This window comes from Mycolicibacterium parafortuitum, assembly GCF_002086815.1.
Classification (GTDB): domain Bacteria; phylum Actinomycetota; class Actinomycetes; order Mycobacteriales; family Mycobacteriaceae; genus Mycobacterium; species Mycobacterium parafortuitum.
This window is the reverse complement of the sequence record NZ_MVID01000009.1, coordinates 104459-121850: the sequence shown is the minus strand read 5'-3', so window position 1 is coordinate 121850 and position 17392 is coordinate 104459. Positions and strand designations below refer to the sequence as shown.

At 64.4% G+C, this 17392-nt stretch carries 18 protein-coding genes; 12 read left to right on the top strand and 6 right to left on the bottom strand.

The window, feature by feature from the left end:
• Position 1: 1 nt before the first annotated feature.
• A complete protein-coding gene (locus tag BST38_RS12840) occupies positions 2-754 on the top strand; it encodes an SDR family NAD(P)-dependent oxidoreductase (RefSeq protein ID WP_165761585.1) in 753 nt (250 codons plus the stop codon).
• Positions 755-770: 16 nt separating this feature from the next.
• On the opposite strand, the gene BST38_RS12835 is transcribed toward BST38_RS12840, so the two are convergent.
• The gene (locus BST38_RS12835) at positions 771-1391 is read right to left on the bottom strand and encodes a TetR/AcrR family transcriptional regulator (protein WP_163767606.1); all 621 of its coding nucleotides are present in this window, start codon (positions 1389-1391) and stop codon (positions 771-773) included.
• Between the two features lie 71 nt (positions 1392-1462).
• On the bottom strand, positions 1463-1792 hold the full coding sequence (locus BST38_RS12830; protein WP_133057227.1) for a hypothetical protein: 330 nt from the start codon (positions 1790-1792) through the stop codon (positions 1463-1465).
• 416 nt (positions 1793-2208) lie between these two features.
• Here BST38_RS12830 and BST38_RS12825 point away from each other — a divergent pair, with 416 nt between their 5' ends.
• From BST38_RS12825 to BST38_RS12775, 11 genes are all read left to right on the top strand, one after another.
• The gene (locus BST38_RS12825) at positions 2209-3744 is read left to right on the top strand and encodes a class I adenylate-forming enzyme family protein (RefSeq protein ID WP_083143690.1); all 1536 of its coding nucleotides are present in this window, start codon (positions 2209-2211) and stop codon (positions 3742-3744) included.
• Positions 3741-5105, top strand: coding sequence for an amidase (locus tag BST38_RS12820; protein ID WP_083143688.1), 1365 nt, complete (start codon positions 3741-3743; stop codon positions 5103-5105). The genes BST38_RS12825 and BST38_RS12820 overlap by 4 nt, the downstream gene beginning before the upstream one ends.
• Positions 5102-6271, top strand: coding sequence for an acyl-CoA dehydrogenase family protein (locus tag BST38_RS12815; RefSeq protein WP_083143686.1), 1170 nt, complete (start codon positions 5102-5104; stop codon positions 6269-6271). The genes BST38_RS12820 and BST38_RS12815 overlap by 4 nt, the downstream gene beginning before the upstream one ends.
• A complete protein-coding gene (locus BST38_RS12810) occupies positions 6268-6960 on the top strand; it encodes an enoyl-CoA hydratase/isomerase family protein (protein WP_083143684.1) in 693 nt (230 codons plus the stop codon). The genes BST38_RS12815 and BST38_RS12810 overlap by 4 nt, the downstream gene beginning before the upstream one ends.
• A gap of 49 nt (positions 6961-7009) precedes the next feature.
• Positions 7010-7807, top strand: a complete 798-nt coding sequence (locus BST38_RS12805) for an SDR family NAD(P)-dependent oxidoreductase (RefSeq protein WP_083143683.1) — start codon at positions 7010-7012, stop codon at positions 7805-7807.
• 82 nt (positions 7808-7889) lie between these two features.
• On the top strand, positions 7890-8708 hold the full coding sequence (locus BST38_RS12800) for an alpha/beta fold hydrolase (protein ID WP_207569357.1): 819 nt from the start codon (positions 7890-7892) through the stop codon (positions 8706-8708).
• Between the two features lie 138 nt (positions 8709-8846).
• Entirely contained in the window at positions 8847-9869 is a 1023-nt protein-coding gene (locus tag BST38_RS12795; protein WP_083143680.1) for an ABC transporter substrate-binding protein, read from the top strand.
• 32 nt (positions 9870-9901) lie between these two features.
• Positions 9902-10720 (top strand): ABC transporter permease, encoded by an 819-nt coding sequence (locus BST38_RS12790; RefSeq protein WP_165761584.1) that lies wholly within the window; start codon positions 9902-9904, stop codon positions 10718-10720.
• The gene (locus BST38_RS12785; RefSeq protein WP_083143678.1) at positions 10710-11501 is read left to right on the top strand and encodes an ABC transporter ATP-binding protein; all 792 of its coding nucleotides are present in this window, start codon (positions 10710-10712) and stop codon (positions 11499-11501) included. Before BST38_RS12790 ends, BST38_RS12785 begins: the two co-directional genes overlap by 11 nt.
• Entirely contained in the window at positions 11498-12307 is an 810-nt protein-coding gene (locus BST38_RS12780) for an ABC transporter permease (protein ID WP_083143677.1), read from the top strand. The genes BST38_RS12785 and BST38_RS12780 overlap by 4 nt, the downstream gene beginning before the upstream one ends.
• Before the next feature lie 73 nt (positions 12308-12380).
• Complete coding sequence (locus tag BST38_RS12775) at positions 12381-13016, top strand: GntR family transcriptional regulator (RefSeq protein WP_207569356.1); 636 nt, start codon at positions 12381-12383, stop codon at positions 13014-13016.
• 1 nt (position 13017) lies between these two features.
• Here BST38_RS12775 and BST38_RS12770 read toward each other — a convergent pair whose 3' ends face one another.
• From BST38_RS12770 to BST38_RS12755, 4 genes are read right to left on the bottom strand one after another with little or no spacing between them, the layout of a single operon-like run.
• On the bottom strand, positions 13018-13506 hold the full coding sequence (locus BST38_RS12770) for a (2Fe-2S)-binding protein (RefSeq protein ID WP_083143675.1): 489 nt from the start codon (positions 13504-13506) through the stop codon (positions 13018-13020).
• Positions 13499-15844 carry a xanthine dehydrogenase family protein molybdopterin-binding subunit gene (locus tag BST38_RS12765; protein WP_237160775.1) on the bottom strand — a complete coding sequence of 782 codons (2346 nt, stop codon included), beginning with the start codon at positions 15842-15844 and terminating at the stop codon, positions 13499-13501. Before BST38_RS12765 ends, BST38_RS12770 begins: the two co-directional genes overlap by 8 nt.
• A 32-nt stretch (positions 15845-15876) precedes the next feature.
• Positions 15877-16716 carry an FAD binding domain-containing protein gene (locus BST38_RS12760; protein WP_083143671.1) on the bottom strand — a complete coding sequence of 280 codons (840 nt, stop codon included), beginning with the start codon at positions 16714-16716 and terminating at the stop codon, positions 15877-15879.
• Positions 16713-17357, bottom strand: coding sequence for an SRPBCC family protein (locus tag BST38_RS12755; protein ID WP_083143669.1), 645 nt, complete (start codon positions 17355-17357; stop codon positions 16713-16715). The genes BST38_RS12760 and BST38_RS12755 overlap by 4 nt, the downstream gene beginning before the upstream one ends.
• Between the last annotated feature and the right edge of the window lie 35 nt (positions 17358-17392).

The window sequence follows — 17392 nt, the reverse complement described above, 5'->3', positions numbered from 1 at the left end:
AATGAGTACTGATCGCGTCGTCCTGCTCACCGGAGCGGTAGGCGGCATCGGTTCCGAACTTGTCGACCGCTTCCTCGACAACGGCGACACTGTCATCGCGTGCGACGTGTCCGAGGAGACACTTGGCGGATGGCGGGCACGCTGGGACACCCATGGGCGGCTCAATCCTCGGCTCGTCACCGCCGCGGCGGACATCGCCACGGCCGACGGGACCGCCGATCTGGCCGAACAGGCGCGACAGCATGCCGGTCGGGTCGATGTGCTGATCAATTGTGCGGGCTGGTTTCCTATTGTGCCGTTCGAGGAGATGTCCAGTGATCAGTGGCGCCAGGTCCTCGACATCAACCTCACCGGCACGTTCCTCGTGACGCGGGCGGTCCTGCCGCTGATGAAGAACCTCGGCTGGGGCCGGATCGTCAACTTCGGATCCGGGTCGACTTTCGACGGCACCGCCAGTCAGTCGCATTATGTGGCCGCCAAAGCCGGTGTCATCGGCTTGAGCCGGTCGCTGGCTCGCGAACTCGGGGGCTACGGCATCACGGTCAACGTCATCACGCCGGGACTTACGGTCACCCAAGCGGTGCGGGACAGCTTTCCCGAGGAGATCTTGGCGGCGCAACGTGAGCGCCGTGCCCTCCAGCGCGACCAGCTGGCCGGCGATCTCGTCGGGCCGGTGTTCTTTCTCGCCTCGGACGACGCAGGTTTCATCACCGGACAAACCCTCAACGTCGACGGGGGAGTGTTCATGCTCTGATCAGCGCCGCGGCTCTTCAGTGGTCGGGTTTGCCGAAGCGCGATGCGCGTTTGGCGAGCGATTTCTCGATATCTCGCGGGCTTACCGCAGACTCGGCGAGCGGCTGGTCTGCCGGCGAGCGGATCGAGTGGACGAACAGCGCTATGTGGCGGCGTGCGAGCTTCTGCAACGCAGGCGTGTCGGGCGCCGGATTCGTGATCTGGGACGCGCAATAGACGACATCGGACGCGTGGACGTCGACGCGCACGTTGCCGTTGCGTTTGCCGTCGTCGAGAAACCGTTCCACCGCGGCGAAAATGCGTGCGCGGGCGGCAATTGCGTCCTTGTCGAACAAGGGAGGAGCTCCGCGCAACGGCAGTACGAGCTGATCGCCGAGGTTCAAGGATTCGTGAAGGTAGGTCTCTACCGCATCGGCGCCGGTCTGTCCCGCGTCCTCGATGCGATCAAGTATCGCTATCAGCTGATCGTAGGCTCGGTGCTCGAGCGTATGCAGAAGCGCGACACGGTCGGACCAACCGCGGTACAGCGTGCCGACGCCGACGCCGGCGGCCTCCGCGATCTCAGCCAGGGGCACGTGGGGCCCACGCTGCGAAATCAATTCGGCCGCCACCGTGAGGATCTTCTCGCGGTTGGCCACAGCGTCGCTGCGAAGAGCGCGGGGGCGACGTCGCGCTGTGGGTGCGGAATCGATGGGCATGACCAAGGATCTCATGCACAGGTGGCGCCACCCATGAGCCGCGTCGGCAGGATGCGAGCTTGAGGGTCGACCGCGGCACGGATCGCCGCCAGGCGCTGCAGGGCTTCCATCGGTAACCCGTCGGGGATCTCAACGCGGCCTTCGGCAAACGGGGCCGCTGCCATGCCGATGTCGACAGGTGCCGCGGTGCTTTGTATTCGGGCGAGCAGATCGTCGGTTGCCGCGCGTGAGTGGTCGTCAGCGGCCAGTCCGACGGCGTGGAGAAGATATGCTCCCGGGACCGAGGTGAGGGCGCCGGCGGAGGTCCTAGAAGTTCGACGGTGCCCCATCTGCTGCATCACCTCGAATTGGGTGAAGATGCCGCCGACAGACCAGCAGGATCAGTTGAACAAGGACGTCTTTGGATGCTTCGCTCGTGCGGCCAGGATGCATAAAAGCGTGGCCACCGGCAAGATCCACGCGACGGAAGTAATCAATTAGGTCAACTGCTGGTGAGGCGGCGCAGCAGCCATCCGGCACGATCACCGATTTGCTCGGGCTACGCGGCGCTCGAACGTCTCGAAGGACGCCACCGCTTGTCTTCCCGCAGCGAACTCGGACTGTGGTCATATCGTTGGTGCTGTCGCCGCCCCTTAGGGCCGGGGTCACGAAGCTGTGCACACAGTCCCGCCGCGCCGACGATGTGGCCCACGCCTGTAGTCCGGCGATTCCGTCCGCCAGCCAACGATGAAGTACCAAGTATGATATACCAAATCTCATGGGTGGCCTACACGCAGACGATTCAACCCTGGCCTGCTGGCGCGCGCATGACCCTGCCATCGAGTCCGCCGCGCACCTCCTTGAGGAGCTGACGGAAGGCTCACTGCCCCAAGCGTTCGCAGCGGGAGCGCAGTCGCACCCGCAGTCCACACTTGCTGTCGGCGACGACGAGTACACCTTGGCCGAACTTCTGGAAACCGCCGGTCGCTGGGCGAGCGCATTGGTCGCCGACGGGGTCGTCGCGGGCCGCCCCGTCATTCTGCGGGCGGCCCCCTCGGGAGCATGGTTGTGCGCCTACCTGGGGTTGCTCACCGTCGGCGCTCCGATCGTGTTGGCCAGCAGCGCGCTGACAGCGCCGGAGTTCCGCGTCATCGTCGACAGCTCCGGGGCCGAGCTCGCCATCACCGACGGTGCAGCGCCGGGCGGGATCCCGCAGGTGGCGCTCGCATCGTTGGCGAATGCCGCGCGATCAAGCAGTCCGACGACGGGTTCGGGTCCTGACGCCGGGGATGTCGCGCTCATCGCCTTCACTTCGGGCACGACCGGCGCGCCGAAAGGTGTGCCGCTCACGCATTCAATGCTGTTGTCCTCGATACGGGGCGTTATGCGAGCGTGGCGGTGGAGCGCCGACGACCGGTTGGTCCACGCGTTACCGCTGTATCACCAGCACGGCCTCGGCGCGATCCACGCCACGTTGATCGCCGGATCCAGTGCGCGCGTGCTAGCGACCTTTGATCCGCGCACACTGGTAGACACGATCCGCACCGAACGCGCGACGGTTCTGTTCGCGGTGCCCACCATCTACCAACGGCTCGTCGATCTGCCGGGCAACGTTGCCGCCGAGCTGGCCTCGTTGCGACTGGCGACCTCGGGTTCGGCGCCCTTGTCCGAGGCGTTGTTTGAGCGGATACAAGAGCGCCTCGGCCTCACACCGGTGGAACGGTACGGCCTCACGGAGTCAGGACTGGATGTCTCGAACCTCTATGACGGACCGCGGCGGCCGGGCGTTGTCGGGTACCCGCTGCCCGGAGTCGAGATGCGGCTCGCCGACGCGGAAGGGCGCGACGTCGCCCCGGGTGACGACGGGGAGATCGTCTTGAGGGGTCCGCAGGTGTTCTCGGGTTACCTCAATGATCCCGATGCGACAAAGCAAGCATTCTTCAACGACAACTGGTTCAGGACAGGGGATCTGGGGCAAATCACCGGCGACGGGGCACTGATCATCACCGGCAGACGTAAGGAGATCATCGTCAGCGGCGGGATGAACGTGTCACCGCGAGAGGTCGAAGAGGTCCTGGCTGGCCATCCCGCCGTGAAGGAGGCCGCGGTGGCCGGACTGCCCGACCCCTACTGGGGAGAAGCGGTGGCCGCGTGGGTGGTGCTCCGCAGCGATATCGACAGCGCGGAACTCACCGCGTACTGCCGGGAACGGCTCATGTCGTTCAAGTGCCCGAAGAAGATCACGCTCGTCGACTCCCTGCCCCGAACCTCGATGGGCAAGGTGCAGCGAAATCAACTGAAGTCGCTGGTATGACGGACGCCGAATCGGTGGTCCGGCAGCGGTACCGAGAGTGGGGCCGCGGAGGCCTGAACGTCGTCCGGGAGCTGGCGATACAGCGTGAACGGCAGCCAGTCTGGCCGCAGAGGCCCGCAATGGAGACCAGGAGCGCCGCACCTAGGCTGGCACATACCGAAGCGGAGAAGCTCGCGCAAGCACGTCGACTCGGTTGGCTTCTGGACGATGCCCAATACAGCCAACAGAACGGTGTGCCGGCCGGACTGGCGATCGCGGTGAAGGACAACATCGATGTCGCCGGTTTCCTGACTCGCAACGGCACGCCAGGAGCGAGGTGGCGGACCCCCGTTGTGTCGGCACCGGCCTGGGACGTGCTCGCCCGCGCGGGCGGATGGTGTGTTGGTAAGACTGCGATGCACGAAATGGCTTGGGGAGTCACGACTGCGGCACTTCCAGGACCGATCGACGCCGAGAGGATGACCGGCGGGTCCTCGGGTGGATCCGCCGCGGTCGTCGCGGCAGGAGCCGTCCGGGCTGCGTTGGGAACCGATACCGGAGGTTCGATCCGGATTCCGTCTGCACTGTGCGGTGTCGTCGGTCTACGCCCGACCCACGGTGCGATCGAAACCGCGGGGATCACCGCGCTGGCAGCCCAACAGGATGTGGTCGGACCGATCGCCGCCGATGTCGAGACTGCCGCGATGCTGTTTGAAATCCTCGCTGCTCGGGCGGTCGTGCCTGCTGCCGGCGGCATCCGCGACCAGCGGATCGGCGTCCTCGCACGAACCGGTCGGCTGACCACCGACGTGGCGGCGGCGTACGAGGCAACCCTGGTGCTCCTCGCCGAGGCCGGTGCGGAACTGATCGAGATCGACACAGCCCTACCGCGTGTGACGGCGAGTGTCTCGCTGCTGCGCATGCTGATCTCCGCAGACACCCTGTACGGAGACGAGGTGCGCCGTGATCCGCGGGGACACGGGCCCGAGGCTCGCGCGCTTCTGACCCTGGGTGCCGAATTCGCCACGGCCACCGACGTAGTGGATCGCGCCGCCGCCGCCGTGAAAGTGCAGACTTCCGAGCTTTTCGCCCGACACCGCCTCGACGTGATGCTGACCCCGACCTGCCCCTGCGTCGCTCCCAAACGGCCGGCGACCACCATCGGCATCGGTGGACGCAACGAACATGTCGATGCTGCCCTCACCCGCTTCACGGCTTGGGCTGCGGTGGCCGGAATCCCGGCGCTGTCTGTACCCGCGTCCACGCCGCGCCGGCTACCTGCGGGCGTCCAAATCATGGCGCCGCCCGATCGCGAAGACGCCTGCGTACGAACGGCGCTGACTATCGAAGAGTTCACTGCACAACCGAAAGGTGACCAATGACCGCACTCTCCGCCGCGGACCCCATCGATCTCGGAGCAATGTTGAGCGACGACGAAAAGGCGATCACCGAATCAGTGCGCAGTTTCGTCAAATCAGCGGTCCTGGACGAGATCGCCGAATGGTTCGAGGAAGCCAGGTTCCCGGCACGAGAACTTGCCAAACCACTCGGTGAGATCGGTCTGCTCGGGATGCACCTGGAAGGGTATGGTTGCGCGGCCACCTCGGCGACGGCGTACGGGCTGGCCTGTCTGGAACTGGAGGCAGGTGATTCGGGTCTGCGCTCATTTGTCTCCGTGCAGGGATCGCTAGCGATGTTCCCGATCAGAGCCTATGGGTCCGAAGAGCAACGTGAACAATGGCTTCCGGGCATGGCTGCGGGGGAGCTCATCGGATGTTTCGGGCTGACGGAACCTGACAGCGGTTCCGATCCGGCATCGATGCGCACGGCCGCGCGCAGGGACGGTGCGGACTGGATCCTCAACGGAACGAAAACCTGGATCACCAACGGCTCAATCGCCGACGTGGCCGTGGTATGGGCACGCACCGACGAAGGGATCCGAGGGTTCGTCGTGCCGAGCGGCACGGCGGGCTTCGAACAACGCGAGATCCATCACAAGATGTCGCTGCGGGCATCGTCGACCGGGGAACTGGTCTTCGACGACGTCCGTCTCCCCGCCGAGGCGGTGCTGCCGGGGGTGGTCGGCATTCGGGGGCCACTCTCGTGTCTCAACGAGGCGAGATTCGGAATCCTTTTTGGTGCCCTCGGCGCGGGTCGGGCATCCTTCGAGGCCGCGCTGGCCTACGCGGGCGACCGCACCCAGTTCGGTAAACCGATCGCCGGGTTCCAGCTCACCCAGCACAAGTTCGCCGACATGGCGGTGCGCATGAGCCAGGGGCTCACCCTGGCGCTGCATCTCGGGAGGCTGAAGGATTCCGGTGGGCTGAAGCCTGACCAGATAAGCATCGGGAAACTCGCGAACGTGCGCACAGCCATCGAGATCTGCCGCACAGCGCGAACGATATTGGGAGCCAATGGGATCAGTCTCGAGTATCCGGTCATCCGACATATGACGAACCTGGAGTCGGTGCTGACCTACGAGGGGACCGAGGAAGTCCACGCCCTGATCATCGGGAAAGGTCTGACCGGCTTGGCAGCCTTCGCATGAACGACTCCGGCGTCGTCGTGGCCGCGGGACCGCATGGTGCCACCGTGGTCAGCCTCAACACGCCGCACCGGCGCAACTCGATACGGTTGGCGACCATCGAGTCGATCACCACCGCGCTCGATGCTGACCCGTCAGCCTCGGTCGTCCTTCGCAGTCAGACGAACGGAATGTTTTGCAGCGGAGCTGATCTTCGGATCGATGATGCCGAGCGAAGAGAAGTCAGCGATCGCCTCTATGGGCTCTACGAGAACATCGTCACCCGTCCCGGTGTCGTCGTCGCGGTGGTTGACGGACCAGCAGTGGGCGGGGGCGCGCAGTTGGCGACGGCCGCCGACCTGCGCATCGCCGGTCCGAATGCGGCCTGGAAGTGGGCCGGCCCGGCACACGGATTGGCCGTCGGGGCGTGGGTACTGCCCGACCTGGTCGGCCGTGGCCGAGCGCTATCGCTGATGCTGACGCAGCGATGGCTCCCCGCGGCGCAAGCAGTCGAGTACGGATTGGCCGACGAAGTCTCGGAGTCTCCCGATGAGGCAGCGGGCAACGTCCTGAAAGGCCTTGCAGCTCTTGATCGCAGCGCGGTCGCCCGAATCAAGCAGATCTCGTCCATGCCGGAGCTCATCGTTCGACTGCGAGCGGAGCGCGACCTCAACCGGCAGAACTTTTCCGGCGCAGTTCCAGCGCGAAACTGACAATCGCGCTGTATGGTATATCAAATATCACCAATCAGAAGGGATCTCGATGGAACTCAATCTCACAGGCAAAACCGCGCTCGTCACAGGTGCGAGTAAAGGCATCGGTCGTGCGGTCGCCTTGCAGCTGGCCAACGAGGGGGTCGACGTCGCGATCACCGCACGCACGGCGGCCGACGTGCAGGCAACCGCCAAGGAGATTGCCGACTCGACCGGCCGCAAGATCGTGCCGCTGACGGGGGACATGAGCGTCACCTCCGACGTGAACCGTTGCGTGGCAGAGACACTCGATGCTCTAGGGTCGATCGATATCCTGGTGACCTGCGCGGGAAGCTCTCCTGGTGGCCTCCTGGAGGAACTCACCGACGAGCAGTGGATGGAGAGCCTGGGCCTGAAGTTCATGGGCTATGTCCGGTCGGTGCGCGCCGTGGTGCCGCACATGGTGAAAGCCGGATCGGGTGCGATCATCCTGGTCGTGGGCAACGACGGCCTCAAGCCCAGTTTCTGGGAAATGACGGCAGGCGCTGCCAACGCCGCAGACCTGAACTTCGCGTCGTCCATTGCAGACCAGTACGGTCCCAAAGGTATCCGTGTCAACACCGTCAATCCGGGCCCGGTCGACACCGACCGCTGGGACACCTTGGAGAAGGCCTTCGCACGGGATATGGGGGTGGATCAGGCCGAGGCCCGGCGCCGCGCGGAACTGTCCATCCCGGTCGGCCAGATCACGCAGCCCGAAGAGGTCGCGTCGCTGGTGGCGTTCCTTGCCTCCGACCTCGCACCGACGTTGCACGGCGCGCACATCCCGATCGACGGTGGTCAGCGCAAGCCGCTCATGGAGCGCTGAACCTGCGATGCCGTATGCACCGACCGACGATGGTTACCGCCTCTACTACGAAGAGGCGGGAACCGGCGTCCCCATCGTCTTCGTGCACGAGTTCGGCGGGGACCATCGCTCTTGGGAACCGCAGATGCGGCACTTCTCGCGGTGGTACCGGTGTATCACCTATGCGGCCAGAGGATTTCCGCCGTCTGATGTACCCATCGAATCCGCTCATTACGGGCAGGCGCGAGCGGCGGACGACATCGTTGCGGTTCTCGACGCGCTAGGTGTGGACAAGGCTTATGTGGTGGGCAACTCGATGGGTGGATTCGCGGCCCTGCACTTCGCCTTGCGTGAGCCGCACCGCTGCATCGGGGCCGTGGTTGCCGGATGTGGGTACGGCGCTGATCCTGCGCGAAATCCGACCTTCCGCGCAGAATCGGCCGTCGTCGCCCACGCCTTCGAGACGGAGGGTTCGGAGGCGTTGTCCAAGTGGTACGGCGTAGGTCCGGCCCGCGTGCAATTCCAGGCCAAGGATCCGCGCGGTCACGCCGAGCACGTCGGCATTCTCGCCGAGCATCATCCGCTAGGTGCCGCACTCACGATGCGCAACGTCCAAATCCCACGGCCGCTGTTGTTCGAGATGACTGAACAGCTGAGCAGGTGCGAACCGCCGATACTGATCATCGCCGGTGACGAGGACAACGGTGTCCTCGAGGCCGACCTGATGCTCAAGCGCACGATTCCCCGTGCGGGACTGGCCATCCTGCCGCGCACCGGGCATGTGTCGAACATTGAGGAGCCCGCACTGTTCAATCTCTTCGTCGAGCGATTCCTGCTCGGGGTGAGCAATGACGCGTGGTCGCCGCGTGACCCCCGCGCGATGTCGCCCTCGATGACGGGTGCCGTCGCCGAGCCGGGCTGATCGGCTCTCACAGACTCGACCTCAGAAGTAACCCTAGGTAATCCGCGCGAAATGAAACATTACATACCATGCACCAGATAAGGTCCACCCATCGCCCGTGCTGAACGGGATCTGGGTCTGCAACAGGGAGTTCAAGCGATGCCTCAATTCGGAAAGAAGTTCGCCACCGCAGCCCTCGGCGCAATGCTGCTGATGACCACCGCCTGCGGGGGCGACGGCGGTGGAAATGCCAGCGGCGACAACAGCCTGCCTGTAGTGCGGTTCCAGGTCCTGGAGTCCGACCCCGCCTCGATTCCCCTGCAGATCATGATTGATCAGGGAATCGATGAGAAATTCGGCTTCAAGGCCGAACAGGTCGTCGTCGATCCGGACGCCAGCCTGAGTACATTCCTCCTGGGCGAGAGCGACATCGCCACCGATCAGGACGGCATCAGCCTCGCGATCGCCCAGCAGGAAGGCAAGAACGCTGTGGGGTTCGCCGGGGCGCTCAACATGATGACCGGTGTGGTCGCTTCCGACTCTTCTGGGATCAACGATCCGGAAGGCCTGCGCGGCAGGCGCGTCGGACACTTCGGAATGGACACCGGTACGACCACGGCCATCAACGTCATGTTCGAAGAGCTCTACGGCATCAACATCAGCAACGATCTCGACCTGCGCGAGGCCGGCGCGGCAGCACTGCCCGAGTTGATGGCGGCCGGTCAGGTGGACGCGATCTTCGACTACGAGCCGTTCGCTCTGCGCGCCACCATGATCGGCCCCGGCAAGTACATCTTCCAGCCGGCCAAGGCCTGGGCGGAGCACACCGGCGGATACTCACCGAATCTGGCACTGCTGGCCGCGCGAACGGAATGGCTGGATCAGAACCGGGATCTCGCGATCAAGGCCAGGGACGCATGGTTTGAAGCGGTGAAGGTGATCGGCGACAGCAATTACGAGATCCTCAAAGAGCAGAAGTACGCGGACATTCTGGCTCTACGTGACGAGGCCGAGCTTGATGCCTTCGTGAAGTACTGTGCAGATCTGCCTTGCTACCCCACGGACTGGTCGCAGCAAGACGTCGACGGGACGATGCAGTGGCTGCAGCTGTTCGCCGATCGCAAACTGCTCATCGAGGCGATGCCCGCACAGCCGGTCGCGGTTGACCTCGAACAGTCGTGACCCCGCGACCTGGCGTGCTGTCAAAGGCTTCCGTGGATGCTGCGGGGACCGCTGGCGCCAGGAATGCGAAGCGGCCGCGGCGGAATCGTTCCGCCGCGGCTCGTCTTCGCGACACCCTGTTGTCCCTACTGTCACTGGCCCTGGTCGTTCTCGCGTGGCATGTGTGGAGCAGCAGTTCTGGACTGCTGCCCACCATCTCGGAGGTTGCTGACGCGGCAGAGGATTTCTACACCAATCCGGCGATCTACCAGAACATCGGCGCGACATTCTTGCGGGTGGTCATATCGGTGGCCATCGGACTTGTCCTCGGCCTGATCGGAGCGATCCTCAGTAGGCGCGGGGGGCTGGTCGGTCAGATCGTCGACGTGTATGTGTCGCTGGCGATCGCGATCCCCAGTACCGTGGCCGCGCTGCTGGCGCTGTTCATCTTCCACCGCTCCGAGGTCGGCGTGTACGCGGTGGTGGTTCTGGTCATCTGGCCGTTCATGGTGCTCACACTGCGAGGTGGGCTCCAACTGATGGACCCGAAGCTCGACGGCATGGCCGACGTTTACAACTTCTCCTATGCCCGACGGCTTCGCAAAGTCGTGGTACCACAGCTGACTCCCTATGCCTTCGCGGCGATGCGCAGCGAGAATGCGCATGCTTGGCGCGTCGTGGTTCTCGCCGAGGTCTTCGCCGTCAACAGTGGCATGGGCGCGCAGTTCACGAAGGCCTACGACCGGTTCCTCATCGACGAGGTGGTCCTGTGGATCCTGACCTTCATCGTCATCTTGCTGTTTGTCGAGTATCTGGTGCTCCGCCCGTTGGAGAACCACTTCATGCGCTGGAGGTTCCAAGATGTCCGTTGAGGCGCGGAGTCGAGAAGGCCTGCCGCAGATCGCCTTCCGTAATGTCGAGATCACCTACCCCAACGGTGCGGTTGCCGTCGAGGACATCAGCCTCGATGTCCGGGCGGGCGAGTTCCTCGCCATCCTGGGGCCCAGCGGTTGCGGCAAGTCGACACTGCTGCAAGCGGCAGCAGGACTGCTCGGTGTTTCGCAGGGCAGCATCACCGTCGGCGGGCAACCTGTTGGTCGGCGAACCCGGGCAGGCACTCCGTCGATCGGATATGTCTTCCAGGAACACCGGCTGCTGCCGTGGCTGACGGTGGCACAGAACATCGAAACCGTGCTGGCTGCCACCACGATCCCGAAATCCGAGTGGGAACACCGGATTACCGAGTACCTGTCCATGCTCCAGATCAACCATCTGCGAGATCGCTGGCCCAACCAACTCTCGGGTGGCCAGCGGCAGCGGGCGTCGATCTCACGCGCGCTGTCGATCGATTCAGACGTAGTGCTCATGGACGAGCCGTTCGGAACCCTCGACGAAGTCACTGCACGCACCATGCGTGCCGAGTTGCTCGAGGTGTGGAAGCGCACCAACCGGACGTTCGTGTTCGTCACCCACTCGATCCGTGAGTCCCTCTTCCTGGCCGACCGGGTGGCACTCTTCACCAAGGGCCCCGCCTCCCTGATCGAAACCATCGATGTCGATCTGCCCAGACCGCGTAACTACGACGGGCCCGAACTATCGCAATTGGAGGGCGAAGTGGTGCGCCGAGTGCTGCAGGTCTGGGGCTCCGAGTGAGCACCCTGGACACCACCGATCCGCTGGGCGCACAGGCGGTGAACGCCGGAGACAGCCACGGAAAAGCCAGACCATTGTCCGTCATCGTCGCGCTCGCGCTGATCGTCGCCGGATGGCAGGTGGTGGCGTGGATGTCGTCAGGATGGGTTCCCGGCATCCCCGCGATTGCGAAGGCCATCCTCTCGCTCCTCGGACGGTCGAGCACATACAGCGATCTCGGCGTCACCCTGCTCCGGTTGATGGTGGCGTTCGTCCTCGCGACGATTCTCGGAATTCTCATCGGATCAGCGATGGGGCTGTGGCGGCCCTTCGAAGCGTTCGCGAGACCACTCGTCGTGGTCGGCCTGGCCATCCCGGACCCGATGTACTTCATCTTCGCGGTGCTATTGCTCGGCACCGATCAGGAAGTCGGGATGCTGGCGCTGGTGCTGGCAGTGATCCCGTTCGTCGTGCATGGCGCCGACAGCGGTGTGCGCAACCGGGATCGCAACCTCGACGAGATGAGCCGCGTCTACAAGCTGTCGCGCCGCTCGTACTTCGTCGACGTGCTGGGTCGCCAAATCGCCCCGATCGCGTTGGCATCCATGCGCACCTCGCTCGCGTTCTCGTGGAAGATCGTCGTCCTGATGGAGGCACTCACGCAGCCCAATGGTGTTGGAGCGCAGATCTACTACTCGTTCCGGCTATTACGCCCCGCCGAGATGATGGCGTATGCGTTGATCTTCGTCGTGATTATGCGAACCCTGGAGTACGTCGTGTTCAGACCGCTCGATCGCCGGCTGGCCGGATGGGTCGGCTCCCGGTGAACCATGAGATCGATTTGTTATACGATCGATCGTCGGGGCAGTGCGTGGTATGGGGGGACGTGGGAGGTCTCGCATGACATCTGAGCCGATGGCCGGTTTTTCGGCTCCGGTCTTCTCGTCCAAAGCTGACGTCGTGTGCGCGCTGATGCGGCAAATGATCATCGGTGGCGAGGTTCAACCCGGTGACGCACTACGCCAGCGTGACATCGGTGCCAAGTTCGGTGTCAGCCAGACGCCGGTGCGAGAAGCACTCAAACGGCTGGAATCAGAGGGCCTCGTCACCATCGACCCGCACCGCGGCGCCGTCGTCGCTAAGTCGAGCGTGGGTATGCAACGCGAGAACGCCGACATCCGGGCGGCCCTGGAAGCATTGGGGGCAAAGTTCGCCGCGGCGGTCATCACCGACGAGCAGATCGCCGAACTCCGCGCGCTGAACGCCGTGATGAAGGACATGAGCGACGACGACCCGCGCTATGCAGAGGCCAACCGGGCCTTCCATTTCAAGGTCTACGAATGCGCGGAGTCACCGATCCTTCTGTCCATCATGCGGTTGCTGTGGCAATCGATCCTGCACGGGCCGATGACCGCCCGCAAGCACGGCGACTCATTCTTGCAACATGAGCGGCTCATTGACGCTCTGGAAAAGCGTGACGGCGAACTGGCCGGCCAAATGATGCGCGAGCACATCCTCGGCCACAGCCACGACTGACTCAGTCGCAGGCGCGCCGACGCCGAGCCGCGCAGTCCTCAATGGCATCGACTATGGTCTGATATCCGGTGCAGCGACACAGGTTCGACGCCACCACTTCCCGGATCTCCTCGCGGGTGGCGTCCGGTGCTTCGGCGAGAAACCCCTCGGCCAGCATCAGGAAGCCCGGAGTGCAGAATCCACACTGGAGTCCGTGATGTGCCGAGAAGCACTGCTGCAGATCGTTCATCGAACCGTCTTCGTGGGCGAGCGACTCGACGGTGCGGATCTCGCACCCTTCGGCCTGCGCGGCGAACATCAGGCATGCCCGCGCTGGCGCGCCGTCGATCAGAATCGTGCAGGCACCGCAGATTCCGTGCTCACAACCGACGTGGGTACCGGTAAGTCCGAGATCGTGACGCAACACATCCACCAGTGTGCGACGCGGCTCGACGATCGCCTCGTAACGCTGCCCGTTGACGGACAATTCGATCAACTGAACGTCAGACATTGCTGCTCCCAGAATACTCCAGCGCTCGGTACACCAGCTCGCGAGAAATCGGAGTGCTGTCGAGTTCCACTCCGGTGTGGCGAAGGCCGTCGTTGACGGCGTTGAGGATCGCGCCGGCCACGCCGATCGTGCCGCCCTCCCCAGCGCCCTTGGCGCCGGTTTCGGTCAGCGCACTCGGAGTCTCGAGATGCTCGATCCGGATGTCGGGGATCTCCATGGCCGTCGGAACTTTGTATTCCATGAATGTCGGGCACAACGGCTGTCCGTTGGAGTCGTAGACGACTTGTTCGTACAGCGTGCTGGCGATGCCCTGGGCAATACCTCCGCGGGCCTGCCCTTCGACGACCTGAGGGTTGATCGCCACGCCGACATCCTCGACGCAGACGTACCGCAGGATCTGGATTCCTCCCGTGCCCCGGTCGAGTTCGACCACGACACCGTGGGTCGCGTTGGAGAACACCCCTTCTGCCGCCAGGTCGAAACTTGCGGACGCGCGAAGTCCCGGGCCAATGTCCTTCGGAAGCCTTGACGATTGCAGGTAGGCCACGAAAGCGAGTTCCGAGAACGACATCCGCTTGGAGGGTTCCTTGCGCAGCCGGACACCGCTGTCTCCGTCCAGTTCGACCGAGTCGATGTCGACCTCCATCAGATGCGCTGCCAGCGCGCACAATTGATCACCCAGCTTGTCGGCGGCGAGCGCGACCGCGCTTCCCCCGATGGTGATCGAGCGGCTGGCGAACGACCCGAACCCGTAGGTGATCTTGTCGGTATCGCCCTGCATCACCTTGATCTTGTCCATCGGGATGCCGAGTCGATCCGCGACGATCTGGGCCATGGTGGTTTCGTGGCTCTGACCGTGGGACAGGGTCCCGGTTGTCACACGCACCGACCCTGAGGTGTCCATCGTGATGTCCGAGAGGTCGAACGAGACGAGTACCCGGGGTTTTCGCTCGATGAAGGCACCGGAGGCTAAACCTGTCCGCTCGGAGTAACACGCGTAACCGATGCCGAGAATTCTGCCCTGCTCGGCGGCCTCACGTTTGCGCTCGTACCAACCTTCGTCTCGAAGCGTCTGCTCGCACAGGTTGAGCGATTCGAGGTATGAGCCCGGATCGTAGGTGATGTCGTTGACACCGCGGTAGGGGAACACCGTAATCAGGTTCCGCCGCCGGAGATCCAGCGCATCGATGCCCAGCTTCCGGGCGGCCCGTTCCATCAGGAGTTCCATCACCGTGACGCACTGCGGGCGACTGACCCCGCGGTAGGCGGCGGTCGGTGCCTTGTTCGTCGCGATGGCACGAGACCGGATCCGGTAGGCCGGAACCTTGTACACGCCGGGCAATTCGGTGGCGGCCATCATCGGCTCGATCGCGGCGGTGAACGGGAACACCGAGTAAGCGCCCATATCGCAGATCACGTCGTTGTCGAGCGCGAGGAGCCTGCCGTCCTGGTCGAAGGCGCCGCGTGTCTTGAAGTGCTGCTCGCGGGCGAGGAAGGATGCCGTGAGATTGTCGCGACGGTCCTCGATCCACTTCACCGGGCGACGCAGCCGCAATGCAGACGCCGAAGTTGCCAGCTCTTCCCGCCCCACGGCGGCCTTCTGCCCGAATCCGCCGCCAATGTCCGGTGTGACCACTCGAATTTGGCGTTGGTCGATACCGGCGCTGTTGGCGAATGCGTCCCGCAAGATGTGGGGAATCTGCGTGGAGACCTGGATGAGTAGCTGCTCGTCGCGGTCGATCCATTCAGCGAGCACGCCGCGGGTTTCCATCGGCACCGCGTTCTGCCGGCCGCTGCGGTGCTCGACCTCGATGACCGCGTAGGCGTTGGCGAAAATCTCGTCGATACCCTCGGTGGCGAACATCGTGACGTCGACGAAAGTGTTGTCGGCGGCTTCGGCGTGCAGCTGTAGGGAGCTGGGGGAGAGTGCCGCGTCCTCGGTCATGACCGGCGGCAGAGGGTCGTACTCGACTACTGCTGCTTCGAGTCCGTCCTCGGCGGTGTAAGGGTCTGCAGCGATGACGATGGCAATCGGCTCGCCGACGAATCGGACGACGTCGCGCGCCAGAATCGGCATGGCGGTGGTGCGATATTCACTCTCAGGCCGCTCCAAACGCGCCACCAGGTCAGCCATTGCGAGATCTGACGCAGTGAATGCGGCAACCACCCCGGGAGTGGCGCGCACCTCGCTCAGGTCGACCGAGACGATACGGGCGTGCGCCTCGGTGCTGCGGACGAACTGTGCGTGCAACATGCCGGGCACAGAGAGGTCGTCGACGTAGCGGCCACGCCCGGTCGTCAGACGCGGATCCTCGCGGCGCTGCACCGATGCGCCCACCCACGTTCCGCCGCCGGCGTCCCTGTGGCTGCTCACGCCGCCGCCTCCTCACACGCTCGCTCGACCAGGGTCCGGACCAGCCCGCGTCGGTAGTGGACGCTAAACCCTCCGTCGTCGCGCAGGTCGATACCGGCCGCGACCGCCTCGGCGAGATCGGCGAAGCGACTGGCGGAGTTAGGCTTCCAGCAGGACCCGTAGACCTCGACCGACAGCGGAGTGCCCGCCACGCCACCGAGCACCACGCGCGGGACACCGGGATGCTGCGGCGAACCATCGAGGTCGACCGCCGCGGAGACGATCGCGAAATCGCCCTGCCGGTCCGCGTACTCGGTCAGCGCGGCGCGGGGCGCAGGCCGGGGGAACACCACCTCGACGATGATTTCGGCCGGGTCGAGCGCCGTCGTGTAGGGCGCGATGAAGAAATCCGACGCCGGTATGCGGCGTTGTCCCGCTGGTCCTTGAGCGACGATATCGGCATCGAGAAGCCTTGCCAGGCTGCACCATTCGGCAGTAGCGTCCGCGTGTGCCAGGCTGCCGCCGACGGTGCCCCGGGTCCGGATGGGCAGGTGCCCCACCCACCGCATGGCACGGGACAGCACTTTGAAATCCTCACCGAGATCAGCGCGTTCGATGGCGCGGTGGGTGGCGAGTGCTCCGATGCGCAGGCAGTCGCCCTCGCGGCGGATGTCGGAGAGTCCTGTGATGCGGGCGATGTCGATGAGGTGTTCGGGGCGGGCTAATCGGAACGCCATCATCGCGGTCAGACTCTGGCCGCCAGCGATGACTTTGGCGTCGTCGCCGAACTCCGCGAGCAGTTCGACCGCACTGGCCACGGTTGACGCCCGGTAGTAGGCGAATCGTGCAGGCTTCATCCGCGCCGCCTGACGCGGCGGAGCTCCACCAGAATGGCCGCCAACAAGCCGAGTTGAGCCGCGCTGGCAGCGACGGGCAGTGCCCGCTTGAGACCGGGAAGCACCACGATCGACATCAGGTTGAGTGAGTCGGCGTCGTCGATTACCGGCGCGGGCACGCCGTTTAACGTGTCAGAGGGCAGATCCGTGGCGCCACCCCCGGACAGGGTGCGGGCCAGCCGCTGCGCGAACTGTGCGACGATCCGGTCGGCGACCTCGACGATGACCGCGCGACCGAACTGGGCGGCCCGGCCGGTTATCGCGACATCGGCGATCATGGTCACCTCGGTCATATTGTCGGGCAACGCTTTCAGCGTGCCTGTCACCTTGGCTGCGGCGGTACCCTGTCCCCGGGAATCGCGCCCGCGAGCGTCGATGACGACGGTGTGGTTCTCTTCGGAGCGTTCGATATAGGTGCCTGTGCCCTGATAGTTCATCGTGATGGGCCCGACTTTGAGTTTGACGTCACCGGTAAACGAGTCGCCGCTGCACTCGCCGAGACTAGCTCCGGGGAAGCAGGGCGCCACCACCTGCGGATCCTGCAGCGCTGACCACACCGCGGCGAGCGGAGCGTCGACGGTAAATCTGTTCTCCAACTGCACGGCGGTGATACTCCTCGCGAGGATCCGATATCGCT